Origin of the sequence: Solilutibacter silvestris (assembly GCF_050574925.1) — a bacterium.
Lineage (GTDB): Bacteria > Pseudomonadota > Gammaproteobacteria > Xanthomonadales > Xanthomonadaceae > Solilutibacter > Solilutibacter silvestris_A.
The window spans coordinates 314,916-333,966 of sequence record NZ_JBCMOO010000003.1 but is presented as its reverse complement, the minus strand read 5'-3'; the positions used below and the strand labels follow the sequence as shown (position 1 = coordinate 333,966).

Annotated in this window: 14 protein-coding genes and 5 tRNA genes; 6 read left to right on the top strand and 13 right to left on the bottom strand. The window is 64.9% G+C overall.

The features are described 5' to 3' along the window. Positions 1 to 130: 130 nt before the first annotated feature. The 11 genes from lon to grxC form a co-directional block, all read right to left on the bottom strand. Positions 131 to 2,611, bottom strand: coding sequence for an endopeptidase La (gene lon / locus ABE093_RS08280; RefSeq protein ID WP_430760401.1), 2,481 nt, complete (start codon positions 2,609 to 2,611; stop codon positions 131 to 133). 181 nt (positions 2,612 to 2,792) lie between these two features. Continuing rightward, complete coding sequence (gene clpX / locus ABE093_RS08275; RefSeq protein ID WP_430760400.1) at positions 2,793 to 4,088, bottom strand: ATP-dependent Clp protease ATP-binding subunit ClpX; 1,296 nt, start codon at positions 4,086 to 4,088, stop codon at positions 2,793 to 2,795. 124 nt (positions 4,089 to 4,212) lie between these two features. Then, on the bottom strand, positions 4,213 to 4,842 hold the full coding sequence (gene clpP, locus ABE093_RS08270; RefSeq protein WP_430760399.1) for an ATP-dependent Clp endopeptidase proteolytic subunit ClpP: 630 nt from the start codon (positions 4,840 to 4,842) through the stop codon (positions 4,213 to 4,215). 69 nt (positions 4,843 to 4,911) lie between these two features. After that, complete coding sequence (gene tig, locus ABE093_RS08265; protein WP_430760398.1) at positions 4,912 to 6,213, bottom strand: trigger factor; 1,302 nt, start codon at positions 6,211 to 6,213, stop codon at positions 4,912 to 4,914. Between the two features lie 124 nt (positions 6,214 to 6,337). Continuing rightward, a tRNA-Leu gene (locus ABE093_RS08260) sits at positions 6,338 to 6,422 on the bottom strand. A gap of 56 nt (positions 6,423 to 6,478) precedes the next feature. Further along, positions 6,479 to 6,554, bottom strand: a tRNA-Lys gene (locus ABE093_RS08255). 54 nt (positions 6,555 to 6,608) lie between these two features. Next, positions 6,609 to 6,685: transfer RNA gene (locus ABE093_RS08250), tRNA-His, on the bottom strand. 23 nt (positions 6,686 to 6,708) lie between these two features. Next, positions 6,709 to 6,785: transfer RNA gene (locus ABE093_RS08245), tRNA-Arg, on the bottom strand. Positions 6,786 to 6,807: 22 nt separating this feature from the next. After that, positions 6,808 to 6,884 (bottom strand) — tRNA-Pro (locus ABE093_RS08240). Between the two features lie 127 nt (positions 6,885 to 7,011). Continuing rightward, positions 7,012 to 8,019 carry an isocitrate dehydrogenase gene (locus ABE093_RS08235; protein ID WP_430760397.1) on the bottom strand — a complete coding sequence of 336 codons (1,008 nt, stop codon included), beginning with the start codon at positions 8,017 to 8,019 and terminating at the stop codon, positions 7,012 to 7,014. 118 nt (positions 8,020 to 8,137) lie between these two features. Then, positions 8,138 to 8,401, bottom strand: coding sequence for a glutaredoxin 3 (gene grxC / locus ABE093_RS08230; protein WP_430760396.1), 264 nt, complete (start codon positions 8,399 to 8,401; stop codon positions 8,138 to 8,140). Between the two features lie 240 nt (positions 8,402 to 8,641). On the opposite strand from grxC, the gene ABE093_RS08225 reads away from it, so the two are divergent. From ABE093_RS08225 to ppx, 5 genes are all read left to right on the top strand, one after another. Beyond that, entirely contained in the window at positions 8,642 to 10,171 is a 1,530-nt protein-coding gene (locus ABE093_RS08225) for a M48 family metalloprotease (RefSeq protein ID WP_430760633.1), read from the top strand. Between the two features lie 90 nt (positions 10,172 to 10,261). Next, the gene (gene phoB, locus ABE093_RS08220) at positions 10,262 to 10,963 is read left to right on the top strand and encodes a phosphate regulon transcriptional regulator PhoB (protein WP_430760395.1); all 702 of its coding nucleotides are present in this window, start codon (positions 10,262 to 10,264) and stop codon (positions 10,961 to 10,963) included. 19 nt (positions 10,964 to 10,982) lie between these two features. Beyond that, the gene (gene phoR / locus ABE093_RS08215) at positions 10,983 to 12,287 is read left to right on the top strand and encodes a phosphate regulon sensor histidine kinase PhoR (RefSeq protein WP_430760394.1); all 1,305 of its coding nucleotides are present in this window, start codon (positions 10,983 to 10,985) and stop codon (positions 12,285 to 12,287) included. Then, positions 12,284 to 14,377 carry a polyphosphate kinase 1 gene (ppk1, locus tag ABE093_RS08210; RefSeq protein ID WP_430760632.1) on the top strand — a complete coding sequence of 698 codons (2,094 nt, stop codon included), beginning with the start codon at positions 12,284 to 12,286 and terminating at the stop codon, positions 14,375 to 14,377. Before phoR ends, ppk1 begins: the two co-directional genes overlap by 4 nt. 39 nt (positions 14,378 to 14,416) lie before the next feature. Then, positions 14,417 to 15,949, top strand: a complete 1,533-nt coding sequence (ppx, locus tag ABE093_RS08205; protein ID WP_430760393.1) for an exopolyphosphatase — start codon at positions 14,417 to 14,419, stop codon at positions 15,947 to 15,949. Between the two features lie 11 nt (positions 15,950 to 15,960). On the opposite strand, the gene ABE093_RS08200 is transcribed toward ppx, so the two are convergent. Together ABE093_RS08200 and ABE093_RS08195 are read right to left on the bottom strand one after the other, a co-directional pair. After that, complete coding sequence (locus tag ABE093_RS08200; RefSeq protein WP_430760392.1) at positions 15,961 to 16,704, bottom strand: queuosine precursor transporter; 744 nt, start codon at positions 16,702 to 16,704, stop codon at positions 15,961 to 15,963. A gap of 50 nt (positions 16,705 to 16,754) precedes the next feature. Continuing rightward, positions 16,755 to 17,678 (bottom strand): M14 family metallopeptidase, encoded by a 924-nt coding sequence (locus ABE093_RS08195; RefSeq protein WP_430760391.1) that lies wholly within the window; start codon positions 17,676 to 17,678, stop codon positions 16,755 to 16,757. Between the two features lie 147 nt (positions 17,679 to 17,825). Here ABE093_RS08195 and phaZ7 point away from each other — a divergent pair, with 147 nt between their 5' ends. Then, positions 17,826 to 18,938, top strand: coding sequence for an extracellular native short-chain-length polyhydroxyalkanoate depolymerase PhaZ7 (phaZ7, locus tag ABE093_RS08190; protein ID WP_430760390.1), 1,113 nt, complete (start codon positions 17,826 to 17,828; stop codon positions 18,936 to 18,938). Positions 18,939 to 19,051: the final 113 nt, after the last annotated feature.

The window sequence follows — 19,051 nt, the reverse complement described above, 5'->3', positions numbered from 1 at the left end:
AGGATTCCCGGTGCGGAATGATTCCGCCATGGACTAGCCAAGCCGGGCCGTTATACCAGTCGCTTCCGCGCTTCCGCAACCGCGCCCTTTTGTGGCAGGCGCGGTTGCAGGGGGCTGGCATTCAGGCAAATCAGTGCTTGATGCCACGCTCCTTGGCCGATTCGCGGCGGCGGCGGGCAGCCGGCGGGACCGGCAAGGTGGCCTCGGCGCTGGCGGTTTCACGCGGCGCGATCGGCCGTTCCAGCGCCAGGTCCAGCACTTCGTCGATCCACTTCACAGGCACGATCTTCATGCCTTCGGTGACCGACTTCGGCAGGTCGACCAGGTCCTTGCGGTTCTCGTCGGGGATCAGCACGGTCTTGATGCCGCCGCGCAGCGCGGCGAGCAACTTCTCCTTCAGGCCGCCGATCGCGGTCACGCGCCCGCGCAGGGTGATCTCGCCGGTCATGGCGACATCGGCACGCACCGGGATCTTGGTCAGCGAGGACACCAGCGCCGTCGTCATCGCGGCGCCGGCGCTCGGGCCGTCCTTGGGCGTTGCGCCATCGGGCACGTGCAGGTGGATGTCGAACTTCTGCAGGAAGTCGTGTTCGATGCCGAGGCGCTCGGCGCGCGAACGCACCACCGACAACGCCGCCGACGCCGATTCCTTCATCACGTCACCAAGCTGGCCGGTGAGGATCATCGCGCCCTTGCCCGGGACCAGCGCCGATTCGATCTGCAGCAGGTCGCCGCCGACTTCGGTCCAGGCCAGGCCGGTGACCATGCCGATCTCGTTCTCGGCTTCGGCGCGGCCATAGTCGAAGCGGCGCACGCTCAGGTACTTGTCGAGATTGTCGGCATTGACCACCACGGTCTTCGGCTTGCGCTTGCCCTTCTGCGGCTGCGGGCCGGCCAGCGCGATCTCCTTGACCACCTTGCGGCAGATCCGCGCGATCTCGCGCTCGAGGTTGCGCACGCCGGATTCGCGCGTGTAGTAGCGCACGATGTCCTGCACCGCACTCTCCTCGATCCTCAGTTCGCCGTCGCGCAGGCCGTTGGCCTTCATCTGCTTGGGCACGAGGTAACGCATCGCGATGTTGAGCTTCTCCTCCTCGGTATAGCCGGGGATGCGGATCACTTCCATGCGGTCGAGCAGCGGACCCGGGATGTTCATCGAGTTGGACGTCGCGATGAACATCACTTCGCTGAGGTCGAGATCGACTTCGAGGTAGTGGTCGTTGAAGGTGTGGTTCTGCTCGGGATCGAGCACTTCCAGCAACGCCGACGACGGATCGCCGCGGAAGTCCATCGCCATCTTGTCGATTTCGTCGAGCACGAACAACGGATTCTTCGCGCCCACCTTGTTGAGGTTCTGGACGATGCGTCCCGGCATCGAACCGACATAGGTGCGGCGATGGCCACGGATCTCGGCTTCGTCGCGCACGCCGCCCAGCGCCATGCGCACGAACTTGCGATTGGTGGCCTTGGCGATGCTCTGGCCGAGCGAAGTCTTGCCGACGCCCGGCGGCCCCACCAGGCACAGGATCGGGCCCTTCATCTTCGACACGCGCGACTGCACGGCGAGATATTCGAGGATGCGGTCCTTGACCTTGTCGAGACCGAAGTGGTCGGCGTCGAGCACTTCCTGCGCGACCTTGAGGTCCTTGCGCACCTTCGAGCGCTTCTTCCAGGGCACCCCAAGCAGCCAGTCGAGGTAATTGCGCACCACGCCGGCTTCCGCCGACATCGGCGACATCTGGCGCAGCTTGGCGTATTCGGCCTTGGCCTTGGCTTCCACCGCCTTCGGCATGCCGGCATCGGCGATCTTCTTGCCGAGCGCGTCGAGTTCGTTGCCGTTGCCGCCGTCCTCGCCTTCGCCCAGCTCCTTCTGGATCGCCTTCATCTGCTCGTTGAGGTAGTACTCGCGCTGGCTCTTCTCCATCTGCGACTTCACGCGGCCGCGGATCTTCTTTTCCAGCTGCTGCACGTCGAGTTCGCCGTCGACCAGGCCGATCAGCAATTCGAGACGCTCGCCGACGTCGACGGTTTCCAGCAGCTTCTGCTTGTCCGACAGCCGCACCGACAGATGCGCGGCGATGCTGTCGGCGATCCGCGCCGGATCGTCGAGCGTCTGCAGCGTCTGCATCAACTCCGGCGGCAGCTTGCGATTGGTCTTGAGATATTGCTCGAACAACCCGGTGAGCGAACGGCTGAGCGCCTCGACTTCCTGGATGTCGCGTTCCGGCGGCGATGGCAATGCGTGGTGCATGCCGTACAGCGCACCTTCGTGCGTCTCGACGCCGTTGACGCCGACACGCTCGGTGCCTTCGACCAGCACCTTGATGGTGCCGTCGGGCAGCTTGAGCAGTTGCAGCACCTGGGCCAGCGCGCCGACCGAATAGAGATCGCCCTGCGCCGGATCGTCGATGTCGGGCGAGGTCTGCGCGACCAGCAGGATGCGCTTGTCGCCTTCCATCGCCACTTCCAGCGCCTTGATCGATTTCTCGCGCCCCACGAACAGCGGGATCACCATGTGCGGGAACACCACCACGTCGCGCAACGGCAACACCGGCAATGCGCCCTCGGCCAGGATCGTCGTCGGGGTGGATTGGCTGGATTTCTCGGTCATTCAATTGCTCCGGTGCGGCAACAGCCGCTTCCTGAGAAGGTGCGGCACGCCTCCGCCATTTGCAAGGGACGCCACCACGCTTTTTTGCGCCGGATTCGCGGTTGGAATCCATTCATCCACGCAAAGCAGAACGGGCCGGCACAAGGCCAGCCCGCTCCGTTCATTTCGCGTGAGTGCCCGCTTATTCGGCGGCGGCGATCTTCTGCTGCGGCGGCTGCTGGGCGCCGGCGTCGTAGATCAGGAACGGCGGCGTCTTGTTGTCGATCACCGATTCGTCCACCACCACCTTGCTGACGTTTTCCAGCGACGGCAGGTCGTACATGGTGTCGAGCAACACCGATTCGACGATGGTGCGCAGGCCGCGTGCGCCGGTCTTGCGCTTGAGCGCCTTGCGGGCGATCGCGGCAAGCGCTTCCGGACGGAATTCCAGCTCCACGCCTTCCATCTCGAACAGCTTGCGGAACTGCTTGGTGATGGCGTTCTTCGGCTCGGAGAGGATCTTCACCAGCGCGGCTTCGTCCAGCTCCTCGAGCGTCGCGACCACCGGCAGGCGGCCGACGAATTCCGGGATCAGGCCGAACTTGATCAGGTCTTCCGGCTCGACGTCGGCCAGCACCTTGCCGGTATCGGCCTTGCGCTCCACCGACTTCACCTTGGCGCTGAAACCGATGCCGCCGGCTTCCGTCGTGCGCTGCTGGATGATCTTGTCGAGGCCGGCGAACGCGCCGCCGACGATGAACAGGATGTTGCGGGTATCGACCTGCAGGAATTCCTGCTGCGGATGCTTGCGTCCGCCCTGCGGCGGAATGCTGGCGACGGTGCCTTCGATCAGCTTGAGCAGCGCCTGCTGCACGCCCTCGCCCGACACGTCGCGGGTGATCGACGGGTTCTCGCTCTTGCGCGAAATCTTGTCGATTTCATCGATGTAGACGATGCCGTGCTGCGCCTTGTCGACGTCGTAGTCGCACTTCTGCAGCAGCTTCTGGATGATGTTCTCCACGTCCTCGCCGACGTAGCCGGCTTCGGTGAGCGTGGTGGCATCGGCCATGGTGAACGGCACGTTGAGCAGGCGCGCCAGCGTTTCGGCCAGCAGCGTCTTGCCCGAACCGGTCGGACCGACCAGCAGGATGTTCGACTTCGCCAGTTCGATGTCATCCGACTTCTGGCGGCTCTCGATGCGCTTGTAGTGGTTGTACACGGCGACCGCGAGCGTTTTCTTGGCACGCTGCTGGCCGATCACGTACTGGTCGAGGACCTCGAGGATTTCCTGCGGCTTCGGCAACGCGCTGCGGCTCGAATCCGATTTCTGCTCGAGTTCCTCGCGGATGATGTCGTTGCACAGCTCCACGCACTCGTCGCAGATGTACACGCTGGGACCGGCGATGAGCTTGCGGACTTCGTGCTGACTCTTGCCGCAGAACGAGCAGTAGAGAATCTTGGAACTGTCGGTCGTGCGGGTGGTGCGGTCGTCTGTCATTCCCTGTCCTGAGCTCGGGAGAGTGGCTCTCCCGGAAGATAGCATAAGACCGGGCGTCCACTAACGGTGTAGACACCCGACCAATTACGTTGTGAATCAAAGACTTGTTTGAACGCGCGTGCGATCAACCGGCCTGAACGGTTTCGTCGGGGCGACGTGCCAGCACCTGGTCGATCAGGCCATAGGCACGCGCGGCCTCGGCGTCCTTGAAGTTGTCGCGGTCGGTGTCGTGGCCGATGGTCTCGAGCGACTGGCCGGTGTGCTTGGCCAGGATCTCGTTCAGGCGCTGGCGCAAGGTCAGGATTTCACGGGCCTGGATCTCGATGTCGGCCGCCTGGCCCTGGGCGCCGCCCAGCGGCTGGTGGATCATCACGCGCGAGTTCGGCAGCGCATACCGCTTGCCCGCCGCGCCAGCCGCCAGCAGCACCGCGCCCATCGACGCCGCCTGCCCCACGCAGATGGTGGAGACGTCGGGCTTGATGAACTGCATGGTGTCGTAGATCGACATACCGGCCGTCACCACGCCACCGGGCGAGTTGATGTAGAGGCTGATGTCCTTCTCGGGGTTTTCGGCCTCGAGGAACAGCAGCTGCGCCACCACCAGGTTGGCGACGTTGTCGTCGATCGGACCGACCAGAAAGATCACGCGCTCCTTGAGGAGGCGCGAATAGATGTCATAGGCGCGTTCGCCACGGCTGGTCTGTTCGACCACCATGGGCACGAGGTTCAGCGAAGTGGCGGGAATCGACGACATGCTCAAGCTCCGTAGGGGGTGACGCGCCTCGTGACCGTATCAGACCCGGCGTGACCGCCGGGCGACTGATTATTCGGCGCGAATCGCGTCCTGGAAGGACATTGCCTGTTCCGTGTGCTGGGCCTGCCCGGCGATCCAGTCGATCACCTGCTCTTCCATCACGCGGTTCTGCAGACCCTGCATGAGTTGGGGATCGTTGCGGTACAAATCAATGACCTGTTGCGGCTCTTCGTAGGTCGAGGCGATCAGGCGCAGCGTTTCGACCAGGCGGTTGGAATCGAGGCTGAGCTTGTTCTGGCGGGCGATTTCGCCGACCAGCAGGCCGACCAACACGCGCTTGCGGGCGGCATCGGCGTACGGACCGGGCGTCGCTTCGACGACCTGGGCGCCGTTCTGGCGGGCCTGCTCGGCATCGGCATTGGCCATGCCCTGCGCTTCGTCCTGGACCAGGCGCGGCGGCAGTTCGACGCCGGCGAACTCCTTGACCAGCGCTTCGCCGACTTCGCGGCGCAGGCGGTACATCAGCGCGCCCTTGAGCTCGCGCTCGAGGTTCTGGCGGATGTCGCTGCGGAACTGGTCCATCTCGCCGCTGCGCACGCCGAAGCTGCGGATGAAGGCCTGGTCGATCTCCGGCAGCTTGGCTTCGGCGATCTGGGTCAGCTTGGCATGGACCTTGGCGGTCTTGCCGGCCAGCGATTCGATGCGCCAGTCGGCCGGGAATTCGATCTCGATGTCCTTCTCGGCGCCCGGCTCGAGGCCTTCGAGGGCGGTTTCCAGTGCCGGCAGCATCTGCGCCGAACCCAGCACGGTGGAAGCCGACTCGACGCCCTGCGGCGGCATGCGCAGGCCATCGACTTCGCTGCTCATCTCGACGTCGACCAGGTCGCCGCTCTTGGCGGCGCGCTGCACCGGCGACCAGCTCTGGCGCTGCATGCGCAGGTTCTCGACCATGCGGTCGATGTCCTCGTCGGTCACTTCGGCGGTGTGGCGGACCACGTTGAGCTTGGCGGCATCGATGTCGCCGAAATCCGGGACCAGTTCGAAATCGGCGACGTAGGCGAGCTCGCCCTCGCCCGCGGCCTCGTTGTTCGGGACGATGCGCGGATTGCCGGCGATGCGCAGATCCTGGCCTTCCACGGCCTTGCCGAAGCCTTCGCGCAGCATGCCGTCGAGGATCTCCCCGCGGATCTGGTCGCCGTAGCGGTTGTCGATCACGCTCGCCGGCACCTTGCCCGGACGGAAGCCCTTGATGCGGGCGTCGCGCGCGATTTCGCGCAGGCGTGAACCCACCTTGTCGTTGAAATCGGAGCTCGGCACCTTGAAGGTGACGCGACGGCCGAGGTTGCCGGTGGATTCGATCGAGACTTGCATGGACGCTCCTGCTCGCCGCGCTGACCTGCGGCCTGACGTTGTAGGTTGTTCGGGGCCCGCGCCGACGCGCGGGCAAGCGGAGGATTTTCGCCGATTTTGGGGGATCCTGCCACTCCACCCCGCGTGGTGCGAAAGGGGGGACTCGAACCCCCACGCCTTGCGGCACTGGAACCTAAATCCAGGGCGTCTACCAATTCCGCCACTTTCGCGTCGTGCACATCGTACAAAGAAAAACGCCCAGTCCTGCGACTGGGCGTTTCCGATTTGGTGGGCTGTCAAGGATTCGAACCTTGGACCTATTGATTAAGAGTCAACTGCTCTACCAACTGAGCTAACAGCCCCGAACCGCCAATGATACTGCATGTACGAAGACATGCAAGACCATCTTGTTGAAATGGGGTGGCTGAGGGGACTCGAACCCCCGACATCCGGAATCACAATCCGGTGCTCTAACCAACTGAACTACAGCCACCATTGAAACCTTGTTTTCGCGATTGGCGCGCCCGGCAGGACTCGAACCTGCAACCACCGGCTTAGAAGGCCGGTGCTCTATCCGGTTGAGCTACGGGCGCAAGGAAATCGATGCAGGAAGAATGGTCGGGGTAGAGGGATTCGAACCCCCGACATCCTGCTCCCAAAGCAGGCGCGCTACCAGACTGCGCTATACCCCGACGAGAGCCGTTCTTCCTGCCCCGCCCTGCGGTCCCCGCACACCGTGCAACGACGCTCGCGAAACAACGTCCGGCATTGTCGCGTCCGACCGCGGCAGTGTCAAATTGCCGCAGTCAACGCGCGATCTCACAACCTGCGCGTGATCGCTTCGGCGAAGCTGGTCGTGGTGCCGCTGCCGCCGAGATCCGGCGTCAGGTCGTCCTTCGCTTCCAGCGTCGCGACGATCGCGTTGCGCAGGCGCGTGGCCTGTTCCGGCATGCCGAGATGGTCGAGCATCTGGCCCGCGGCGAGCAGCAATGCGCAGGGATTGGCGATGCCCTTGCCAGCGATGTCCGGGGCCGAACCATGAACGGCTTCGAAGATCGCGCCGTGCTCGCCGATGTTGGCGCCCGGCGCGAGACCGAGTCCGCCGACAAGGCCGGCGCAGAGGTCGGAGATGATGTCGCCGAACAGGTTGGTGGTGACGATCACGTCGAACTGTTCCGGCTTCATCACCAGCTGCATGCAGGTGTTGTCGACGATCATTTCGTTGCACTCGATGTCCGGGTACTGCGCGGCCACCTGGCGCGCCGTCTTCAGGAACAGGCCCGAGGTCGACTTCATGATGTTGGCCTTGTGGACCACCGTGACCTTCTTGCGGCCGATCTTGCGCGCCATCTCGAAGGCGTAGCGGACGATGCGTTCGGACCCCTTGTGGGTGACCTTCTGCACCAGCGTCGCGGTTTCGCCGTCTTCGCTCACCGCCTGGCCGTCGCTCATGTACGCGCCTTCGGTGTTCTCGCGCACGGTAATGATGTCGATGCCGCTGGGGAAGCGCGACTTGGTGTTGGGGAAGCTGTGCGCCGGACGCACGTTGGCGTAGAGGTCGAAGATGCGGCGCAGGGTGACGTTGATCGAGGTGAAGCCCTCGCCCACCGGCGTGGTCAGCGGCGCCTTCAGCGCGATCTTGTTGCGCTTGATCGAATCGAGCGTGGCCTGCGGCAGCAGGTCACCGTGCTTTTCCAGCGCGACCATGCCGGCGTCCGCTTCCTCGTAGGCGAGATCGAGCTTCATCGCATCGAGCACGTGCAGGGTGGCGGCCATGATTTCGGGGCCGATGCCGTCGCCGCGGATCACGGTGATGGTCTGGGTCATTGCGGAATCCTTCTCTGGAGTACGGGCGTGGCGAAATTGCGCCTTGGGCGCGTCCACGCGGGAAATTCGGGTGCGTCAATTATGCCAGACGGCGGCGCATGGGGCCGCGCGCGAGGCTTCAGGCTTGCTGCAGCAGCGGCTCGAACTTGCCTGCGCGATGCAGGGCCATCATGTCGTCATAGCCGCCCACATGGGTCTCGCCGACGAAGATCTGCGGCACGCTGGTGCGCTTTGCCATCGCCACCATCTTCTCGCGCTCGGCGGGATCGAGATCGACGCGCACTTCGCGCCACTCCAGGCCCTTGCTCTTGAGGAAGTTCTTGGCGGCCACGCAGTACGGGCAGACCTGGGTGGTGTAGAGGGTGATTTCTGGCGTGGACATGGTCGGGATGGGGCGATTGATCTGCATATGATGCGACTTCGGAAGCCGCTTTGCATTGCCCCGGCGGGCCGGTTTACGGCAAATTCACGCCTGTGCCCCGCCAGCGCCACATGATGTGACGCGATCCACCCATTCCGCCACCGGACGTCCCGAGTGCACCGCCATCTCCCCACCGCCCTCGCCCTTGCCATCACGCTCGCCATCGGCGTGGCCCGCGCCCAGCAGGGACACCTGCCGGACATGGGATCGTCGGCGGCGCGCATCATCACCCCGGCGGAACAGCGCGAATACGGTGCGATGACGCTGGCGCAGTTGCGCCGATTCGATTACACGCTGGACGATCCGCTGCTGGCCGACTGGTTGCAGGGCGTCGGCAATCGCCTGGTCGCATCAAGCGATGCCAACAGCACGCCTTTCACCTTCTTCCTGCTGCGCGAACGCGAGATCAACGCCTTCGCCACCCTGGGCGGCTACGTCGCGGTGAACAGCGGACTGGTGCTGACCGCCGAGCGCGAGGACGAAGTCGCGGCGGTGCTGGCGCACGAGGTTTCGCACGTCAGCCAGTCGCACGTGTTGCGTGCGGTCGAACGCGCGCAGCGCGACCAGTTGCCGATCCTGCTGGCCATGCTCGGCGCGATCGTGGTGGCGCAGAAGGCCGGCGGTGGCGGCAATTCCTCCAGCAACGCGACGATGGCCGCGGTCGCTGGCGCGCAGGGGTTGATGGTGCAGCGCCAGCTCGACTATTCGCGCAGCAACGAATCGGAAGCCGATCGCGTCGGCATCCGCCTGCTGGCGCGCGCCGGCTACGACCCCAATGCCATGGCGGGATTCTTCGAGCGCATGGAAACCGCGATGCGCGCGAACCGCGGCGGCGACCGCGAGCAGACGCCGGACTACCTCCTCACCCACCCGGTCACCGGCAGCCGCATCGCCGAGGCCAAGGCGCGCGCCGCGCAAATGAGCAGCGCACCGGTGGTGACCAACATCGCCAGCCGCGACAATCCGCTGCTGCCGCCGGGCGTGCGCGTGCAGGTCGCGCAACGCAGCGCCAGCGGCATGTTCGATTACGCCAAGGAACGCATGCGCGCGCTCAGCGCGAGCACGCCGACGCAGGCCGTGCAGGAATACGAACGACTGGCGACCCGGCGTCCGCTCAGCGACGCACAGCGGTATGGCGAGGCCGTCGCCCGCCTGGCTGCCGGGCAATTCGCCCAAGCCAATACCGCGCTCGCCCCGCTATTGCAGAAGCATCCGGACAACTGGTGGCTGGCGGTCGGCATGGCCGAAGCCGACAACGGCATTGGCCACCGCGCCGATGCCGATTCCCGCCTCGCCGCATTGCTCCATCGCATGCCCGGCAATCGCGCCATCGCGATCGCCTATGCCCAGATCCTCAACCAGCGCGGCGGACGCGACGCCGGCCAGCGTGCGGTCGAGATCCTGCGCCCGCTCGCCGCCGACGGTGGCGACGACCCGACCTTCCAGAGCACCCTGGGGCGCGCCGCCGAACAGGCCGGCGATTCCATCCGCGCCGGCGAGGCCTATGCCCAGGCCGCCTACCTGAATGGAAATCCGCGCCGCGCCCTGCTCCAGCTGCACACCCTGAAAAACCGTTCCGACCTCGATTACTACGCCCGCACCCGCATCGATGCTCGCATCGCCGCGATCACGCCGGAGGTGCTGGATATGCGCAAACAGGGCATCCAGGACATGGACGCGGGTCCAAACGATGACAGGAACCTTCGGCAAGCGCTTGATTCACTGAGATAATTTTGCCGGGCACTGTCGACGATGACGTTGTCATCGTATTGTCAATAAACTGTCGTCTCCTGTCGCGATCCCGCCATTTGGGTTCATCCCGTGCAGAAGCGCATCCTGATCGTCGACGACGAGCCCGCCATCCGTGACATGGTTGCCTTTGCCCTGCGCAAGGCCGAATACGACGCCGTCCACGCCGGCGATGCCCGCGAGGCGCAGAACGCGATCGCCGACCGCCTCCCCGACCTCATCCTGCTCGACTGGATGCTGCCCGGCACCAGCGGCCTGGAACTTGCGCGGCGCTGGCGCAAGGACAGCATGACCCGCGACGTGCCGATCATCATGCTGACCGCGCGCGGCGAAGAGAACGATCGCGTCAGCGGCCTCGAGGCCGGCGTCGACGATTACGTGGTGAAGCCGTTCTCCTCGCGCGAATTGCTGGCGCGCATCCGCGCGGTGATGCGCCGTTCCCGCGAAGACGACGAGGAAGGCAATGTCGCCCTGGGCGCACTGCGCATCGACGGCGCCGCCCATCGCGTGTTCGCCCAGGCTGGCGACGACAATTCGCCGGTGGCGATCGGCCCGACCGAATACCGCCTGCTGCACTTCTTCATGACCCACCCCGAGCGCGTCTATACCCGCTCGCAGTTGCTCGACCATGTCTGGGGCGGCAGCGTCTATGTCGAGGAACGCACGGTCGACGTCCACATCCGTCGCCTGCGCAAGACGCTGGAACCGCACGCGCTCGACCACATGGTGCAGACGGTGCGCGGTGCCGGTTATCGCTTCTCGATTTCCGCCTGACGCCCGGCCCGCCCCGCGAATGAGCATCCGTTCCGCCTGGTTCGCGACATTGTTGCCGCTGGGCGTCGTGCTGGCGCTGGCCGCGCTGGTTGGGATCTTCAGCGGGCATATCTGGGCCGCGCTCGCGATCGCGGCACTGGTCGTGCTGGCCTGGCATTACTGGCGGATGCGCACGATCATCAACCGGATCGCCGCCCGCCGCCGCATCCGCGCACCCGAAGGCGCGGGCATCTGGAACGAGCTCGAACGCCTGCTCGCGCGCCAGCAGGGCGAAGTCCGCACCCGCAAGAAACGCCTGCTGGCGATGCTGCGCACCTATCGCGCCGCGGCCGCGACCCTGCCCGATGCCGTGGTGGTGCTGAGGCGCAACAGCCAGCGCACGCTGTGGTTCAACAAGGCGGCGACCACGCTGCTCGGCCTGCAATATCCCGAAGACATCAATCGCCCGATCGGCGAACGCCTGCAATCGCTGCCCTTGTCGCGCTGGCTGGCCGCCGGACGCAATGCCGAACCGATGCACGATGCGGCTTCGCCGGTCGATCCGAATCTTCGCTTGAACCTGCGCCTGATCCCGTATTCGGACGAATACTGGCTGCTGGTCGCCCGCGACGTCAGCAAGCTGCTGCACCTCGAACAGATGCGCCGCGACTTCGTCGCCAACGTCTCGCACGAACTGCGCACGCCGCTGACCGTGCTGCACGGCTATCTCGACATGATGGACGACGACAGCGACGGCGAAACCTCGCGGATGTTCGCCGAAATGCGCCAGCAATCGCAGCGGATGGCGCAACTGGTCGAGGATCTGCTGACCCTGTCGCGGCTGGAATCGCAGGAACGCTTCGCCGACGACCACGTGGCGATGCCGTTGATGCTGGCGGTGCTGCGTCGCGAAGCCGATGCGCTGAGCCAGGGCCGCCACGCCATCACCATCACGGACAGCGCCGACGTCGACCTGTGGGGATCGAACAAGGAACTGCACAGCGCCTTCTCCAACCTGATCAGCAACGCGATCCGCTACACGCCGGCAGGCGGCCGCATCGATGTCCGCTTCGCGCGCGAAGGCGATGGCGCGGTGCTGGAAGTGGCCGACAGCGGCTACGGCATTCCCGCCGCGCATATTCCCAGGATCACCGAACGGTTCTATCGTGTCTCCACCAGCCGCTCGCGCGAAACCGGCGGCACCGGACTTGGCCTGTCCATCGTCAAGCACATCCTGAATCACCATGAAGCCCGCCTCGACATCCATAGCGAGGTCGGCAAAGGAAGCACGTTCTCATGTCACTTCGGAAAGGAACGCGTCGTCCCGCGACCAGCCGCGGAATGAAGGCGTCGTCGCGCAAGGTCAAGCCCGACCTGCACGATCCCGCGTTGTACTTCAATCGCGAACTGTCGCAGCTCGACTTCAATTTCCGCGTGCTGGCGCAGGCGCAGGATCCTTCGATCCCGCTGCTCGAACGCCTGCGTTACCTGTGCATTTCCTGCACCAATCTCGACGAATTCTTCGAGATCCGCGCCGGCAGCCTGCAGCACGCCGAGCACCTCGGCCTGCAACCCGGGCCCGATGGCCGCTCGCATGCGACGGTGCTGCAGCAGATCCACGAACGCGCCGCCGAACTGGTGAAGGCGCAGTACGCCAATTTCGATACCGAACTGCGCCCGGCCCTGCATGCCGAAGGTATCCGCCTGCTGCAACGCACGCAATGGTCGCCCGAACAGACGGAATGGCTGCGCAAGTATTTCCGCGAGCAGATCATGCCGGTGCTGTCGCCGATCGCGCTCGATCCCTCGCATCCGTTCCCGCGCATCCTCAACAAGGCGCTCAACGTCGTCGTGGTGCTGCGCGGACGCGACGCCTTCGGACGCCAGGGCCATCTCGCCATCGTGCGTGCGCCGCGCTCGCTGTCGCGCATCATCCAGATCCCCGACCTGGCCGATGAAGGTGGCCAGAGCTTCGTCTTCCTGTCGTCGGTACTCTCGGAATTCGTCGACGAACTGTTCCCCGGCCTCAAGGTCAAGGGCGCCTACCAGTTCCGGGTCACGCGCAATTCCGAACTGATCGTCGACGAGGAAGAAGTCGACAACCTCGCCCACGCGCTGCGCGACGAACTGATCGGACGCGGCTACCTGAAGGCCGTGCGGCTGGAACTGGCGGAAAGCTGCCCACCGGAGATCGAACGCTTCCTGTTGCAGAACTTCGAGCTGACCGAGAACGCGGTGTACCGCATCAGCGGACCGGTCAACCTCAATCGCGTCGTGCAGGTGTACGACCTGATCCGCGATCGCCCCGACCTCAAGTTCCAGCCGATGATTCCCCGCCAGATGGAGGAGGAATCGATGTTCCGCCGCGTCGCCGCCGGCGACGTGCTGCTGCACCATCCCTTCGATGCGTTCACCCCGGTGGTCGACCTGATCCGCGAAGCCGCGGAAGATCCCGACGTGCTGGCGATCAAGCAGACGCTGTATCGCACCGGCAAGGATTCCACGATTGTCGAACACCTGATCCAGGCCGCGCGCAACGGCAAGGACGTGACCGTGGTGGTGGAGCTGCGCGCGCGCTTCGACGAGGAAGCCAACCTCGGCCTCGCCGACCGCATGCAGGAAGCCGGCGTGCAGGTGGTCTACGGCGTGGTCGGTTACAAGACCCACGCCAAGATGCTGCTGATCGTCCGCCGCGAAGGCAAAGGCCTGCGCCGCTATGTGCACCTTGGCACCGGCAACTACCACAGCAGCACCGCGCGCCTGTACACCGACTTCGGCCTGATCACCTGCAACAAGGACATCGGCGAGGACGTCAGCCGCACCTTCCAGCAGATTTCCGGCATGGCGTCGGCGATCAAGCTCAAGCGCCTCCTGCTCTCCCCGTTCACGCTGCACAGCGGCCTGCTGGCGCGCATCGAACGCGAGACCGAACACGCACGCAAGGGCAAGCCGGCGCATGTGATCGCCAAGATGAATGCCTTGAACGAACCCGACGTGGTGCGCGCGTTGTATACCGCGTCGCAAGCCGGAGTGAAGATCGACCTGATCGTGCGCGGCGCCTGCACGCTTCGCCCGGGCGTGCCCGGCGTCTCCGAGAACATCCGCGTGCGTTCGATCGTCGGGCGCTTCCTCGAACACCACCGCGTGTATTGGTTCGCCAACGACGGCGATCCGGAAATCTTCTGCTCCTCCGCCGACTGGCTGGAACGCAACCTGCTGCGACGCGTCGAGACCTGTTTCCCGATCCTCGATCCGGTGCTGGCCAAACGCGTCTATGACGAGGCGCTGGCGAACTACCTCGAGGACAACACTCAGGCCTGGGACCTGCAGGAAGACGGCGAATACCTGCACCTGCAACCGACCGACGGACAAGCGCCGCATTCCGCGCAGTTGTCGCTGCTGGAACGCATCGACGGGCCCGTGTCGGTGACCTGACTGCACGCCATCACGGATGACCCACTAAGCTAGCCCGACATGAGCCCGAGCCGCGCCATCACTGCCGAAACACCACTGCGCGACGGCGACATGCTGGCCGCGGTCGATCTCGGTTCCAACAGTTTCCACATGGTGGTGGCCCGCTACACCCTTGGCCAGTTGCGCGTGGTCGATCGCATCCGCGAAATGGTGCGCATGGCGGAAGGCCTCGATCGCTCCGGCCATCTGAACGCTGCCGTGCAGGAACGCGCACTCGATTGCCTGTCGCGTTTCGGCCAACGCATCCGCGACATCCCGCCTTGGCGCGTGCGCGCACTCGCCACCAACAGCGTGCGCCGCCTGCGCGAGCCCCAGGAATTCCTCGTTCCCGCGGAAATCGCCCTCGGCCATTCCATCGAAGTGGTGTCCGGCCGCGAAGAAGCGCGACTGGTCTACCTCGGCGTCAGCCACGCGCAACCGCCCCGGAACGGCGAGCTGCGGCTGGTGATGGACATCGGCGGCGGCTCGACCGAATGCATCATCGGCCGCGGACTGGAGCCGATCGAACGCGAGAGCCTGCAGGTCGGTTGCGTCGCCACCACCCGGCGCTTTTTCGCCAACGGCAAGCTCACCCGCAAGAAATGGCGGCAGGCGCTGACCGAAGTCGCGGCGGAATTCCAGCAGTTCGCCAGCACCTACCGCGACCTGGGCTGGGAAGACGCGCTGGGGTCCTCCGGCACCATCAAGGCGATCGGCAAGATCTGCGCCGGCACCGGCATGGGCAATGGCGAGATCACGCCGGAAGCGTTGTGGCATGTGCGCGAACTCATGCTCGCGGCCGGCAGCATCGGCAAGATCCAGCTGCCGGGATTGTCGGAAGACCGCACGCCGGTGATTGCCGGTGGCGTGGTGGTCTTGGAAGCGGCGTTCGCGACACTCGGCATCCGCCAGATGGATGTCAGCAAGGCGGCGATGCGCGAAGGCATCCTCTACGACATGATCGGCCGCGCCGGTGGCGACGATCCGCGCGACAGCTCGGTCACCGCGATGATGCAGCGCTATGGCGTCGACATGGCGCAGGCGCAACGCGTGGAAGACACGGCGATGGCGTTGTTCGACCAGGTGCAGCGCAGCTGGAAGCTCGACGCCGACGACGGCCAGATCCTCGGCTGGGCCGCGCGCCTGCACGAGATCGGCCTGGTGATCGCCCACAGCCAGTACCACCTGCACGGCGCCTACGTGATCGAGCACTCCGACGTGTCCGGCTTCACCCAGCAGGAACAGCAGATGTTGGCGATCCTGGTGCGCAGCCATCGCCGCAGCCTGCCGAAATCGGTATTCGACGCCCTGCCGGCGCGCCTGCGCCAGACCACGCGACGCCTCTCGGCGTTGTTGCGACTGGCCGTGCTGGTGCACCGCTCGCACGAAGGCGAAGCGATTCCGCGATTGAAACTGCGCGCGGACAAGAACGCATTGCGCCTGGAACTTTCGGGACGCTGGCTCGATGAGCGCCCGTTGCTGCGCGCCGACCTGGAAGGCGAACAGTCCGACATCGCCGGACTGGGATTTAAGCTGCAGATCCAGGCGAGCTGAGGACTAGAGGACTACGACTCGCGCGCGGTGATCTCGCCTTCGTCGCGCAACGAGAACGGATTGAAGCGCGTGGCGCGATCGTAGGTATCGACGGCTTCCGCGCGTTTCAGCCAACCGACCACGGCATAGGTCACCGGGGTCAGCACGACTTCGACCAGCACCTTCATCGTCCAGTTGAACAGGATGACCTTGACCAGCGTGGTGCTTTCCCAGATGCCGAGGAAGGCAATCGGATAGAAGGTGATGCTGTCGCAGGCCTGCCCGACCACGGTCGAGCCGATGGTGCGCGTCCACAGATGCTTGCCGCCGGTGAGGACCTTCATCCGCGCCATCACGAACGCGTTGACGAAATCACCGACCCAGTAGCCGATCATCGATGCCAGCGCGATCCGCCAGGTGTTGCCGAACACGACTTCCAGCGCAGGCTGCAAGGTCTTGTTGAACGGCTCGGCCGGACTCATCGGCATGTGCACGACCACCCATGCCATCACCGTCGCGAAGATCATCGCGCCGAAACCGGCCCAGATCGCGCGACGCGCGCGCGCATAGCCATACACCTCGGTCAACACATCGCCGAAGATGTAGCCGATCGGGAAAAACAGGTTGCCGGTGCCGAAGCTGAGTGGCCCGATGCCCGGCACGTCCATCACGCTGACCTTGGCCGGCCCGATCAGGTTGGAGCACAGCAATACCGCGACCATGCCGGCCACCAGCATGTCGTAATAGCGGAACGCCTGGCGTGGCGCTGCGGTCATGGCGTTCCCCCGGTCAAAGCGCGGATGGTAGCGCGGTCGCGTCCGGCAGGTCAGTTGTGCGCCAGCGCGTAGTCCAGCGCCGAACAGACCGCAGCCACCTGGGCGTCGTTGCACTGCTGCGGCGTGGCGCGCGGGCTGTCCGGATAGACCTCGGTGGTCGTGGTATAGCGCGCGCCGGTGATGCCCGCGCACAGTCCCAGCGACACCAGCGCGTATTCGATCACGCCCGGTGCCACCACCGGCGAGCCGATGATGGTGCCATCGGGATCGGCCGGAGCGATATGGGTCACCTGCTCCACCGCGGCGATGATCGCCTTCTGGAACCCGGGTTGGCGGTTCTCGCTGTCGTCGACCAGGTAGAAGCCGTCGGGGATCGTGCCCGGCTCGAACGGCTTGCCATCGCGTGCCGCCAATGCCGGACGGAACTCCGATTCGTCGCTGTCGGTGGTTTCGTGCAGGTCGATGTGCATCAGCACGCGACCCTTCAGCGGTTCGACCAACCCCAGCAACGCCGCCGATTCGCCAGCAGGGCTGTTCGCGTGGAAGGAACGGTTGGGATCGAGCGCATCGGGATTCCAGCGGTTGATGCGTTCGTAGGCCCACGGGCTGACGCAGGGCACGACGACAAGGTTGATGCGACCGGCGTAGTCCTGCATGTGGCGATCGATGAATTGCAGCGCGCCGTGGACGCCACTCGTCTCGTAGCCGTGCACGCCACCCGTGACCAGCGCGGTCGGCAAGGCATCGTTCCAGTCGCGGCTGCGCACGGCGAACAGCGGGTACACGCCATCGGGCGAATCATCGAGGTGGCCGTATTCCACGACGTCGAAGCGCGACTTGAAATCTTCGACCTTGCTGGCCACGTCGTCGCCATAGTCGCGTTGCTTGCGCTGGCGTGCGCGCCACTCGGCCTTTTCCGTCGAGCCCCAGGGCTGGCCGGGCGTTCCGACCGGATAGAAAGATGCAGACGTCATCGAGTCACTCGTTCGCGTGTTCCGGAACGCCATTGTAGGCCGCCCGGCCGCGCATGATGCGCCGCGTCATGCCCTTTCGTGCAATGGCCGGGCGTCGACGACGGGATCAGGATCGATGCGAATGCCCTTCGCCATCGGGAGACACCCATGTTCCGCATCGCGTTGTCATTACTCGTGTTTGCACTGCTCGGCACTGGCGCACTGCTGCTTCCCCGCGATGCGCATGCCTTGAGTTGCGGAAGCAACAACGGCTACATGTGCACCGGCACGGCCACGCAATACGCCGGCGGCTTCAATCCAGGCGTCGGCAGTGGCGGATTCGGCGGCGGAAGCTGCACTGCAACCCGAACCCCGGTGGTCTTCATCCCCGGCAACGGCGACAGCGCCATCAGCTTCGACATGCCGGCCGGCACCGTGAGCGGCTACACCACGCCGGCGAACTCGATCTATGCCGAACTCAAGGCGCGCGGCTACAACGACTGCGAGCTCTTCGGCGTCACCTACCTCGACTCCAGCGAGCGCGCGTCGCCGCAAAACAACTACCACTCGCCATCGAAGTACCAGATCCTCAAGACCTTCATCGACAAGGTGAAGGCGTATACCGGCCGCAGCCAGGTGGACATCGTCGCGCACTCGATGGGATCGAGCATGGCGCTGGCGATGATGAAGTACTACGGCTACCAGCCCAGCGTGCGCCGCTTCATCAACATCGGTGGCGGCCTACGCGGGCTCAATACCTGCTACGCCAGCGGCTACCAGTCGAGCTACGCGCCCACCTGCAATGCCGAAGCCTACGTCTGGCCGTACGACTATTACACCTTCGGCTTCTATCCCAGCACGGGCGTCGTCTATTACGGCTACAACCGCTGGACCGGCAGCGGCAACGACAGCCTGCGGGCCATGCCATCGGTGTTCACCGCCGTCAGTTTCTACACGATCACCGCCGGCTTCTACGACCAGGTCCACTGCTTCACCACCAGCTATTCCGGCGGCTGCGACAGCGGTGCCCTGTTCAACGCCGCCAGCAACGTCAAGGCACAGGTCGATATCGGCTTCGGCAGCAGCGCCTATGCCTACGACTGGAACTGGAACGACGGCAGCCCCTACAACCTCGGTGGCGGCGATACCAGCAACGGCGTCGGCCATTTCCGCTCCAAGAGCAACGCTGGTCGGATCGTCTACAACATGCTGGCGACCACCTGCACCACCGGCTGCGCCAATGGCTATGCCGGCGTGAACGGGCCTGCCGTCAATCGCTGAGATGAATGGACCTCCCGATTTGATGCATTTTGGTACATCCCCTACACGGGGCTGGCGCTAGACTCACATCCAGGGTCAGTCGAAGGCGATTGGCCGGCGCAGGCCTCCAGTGA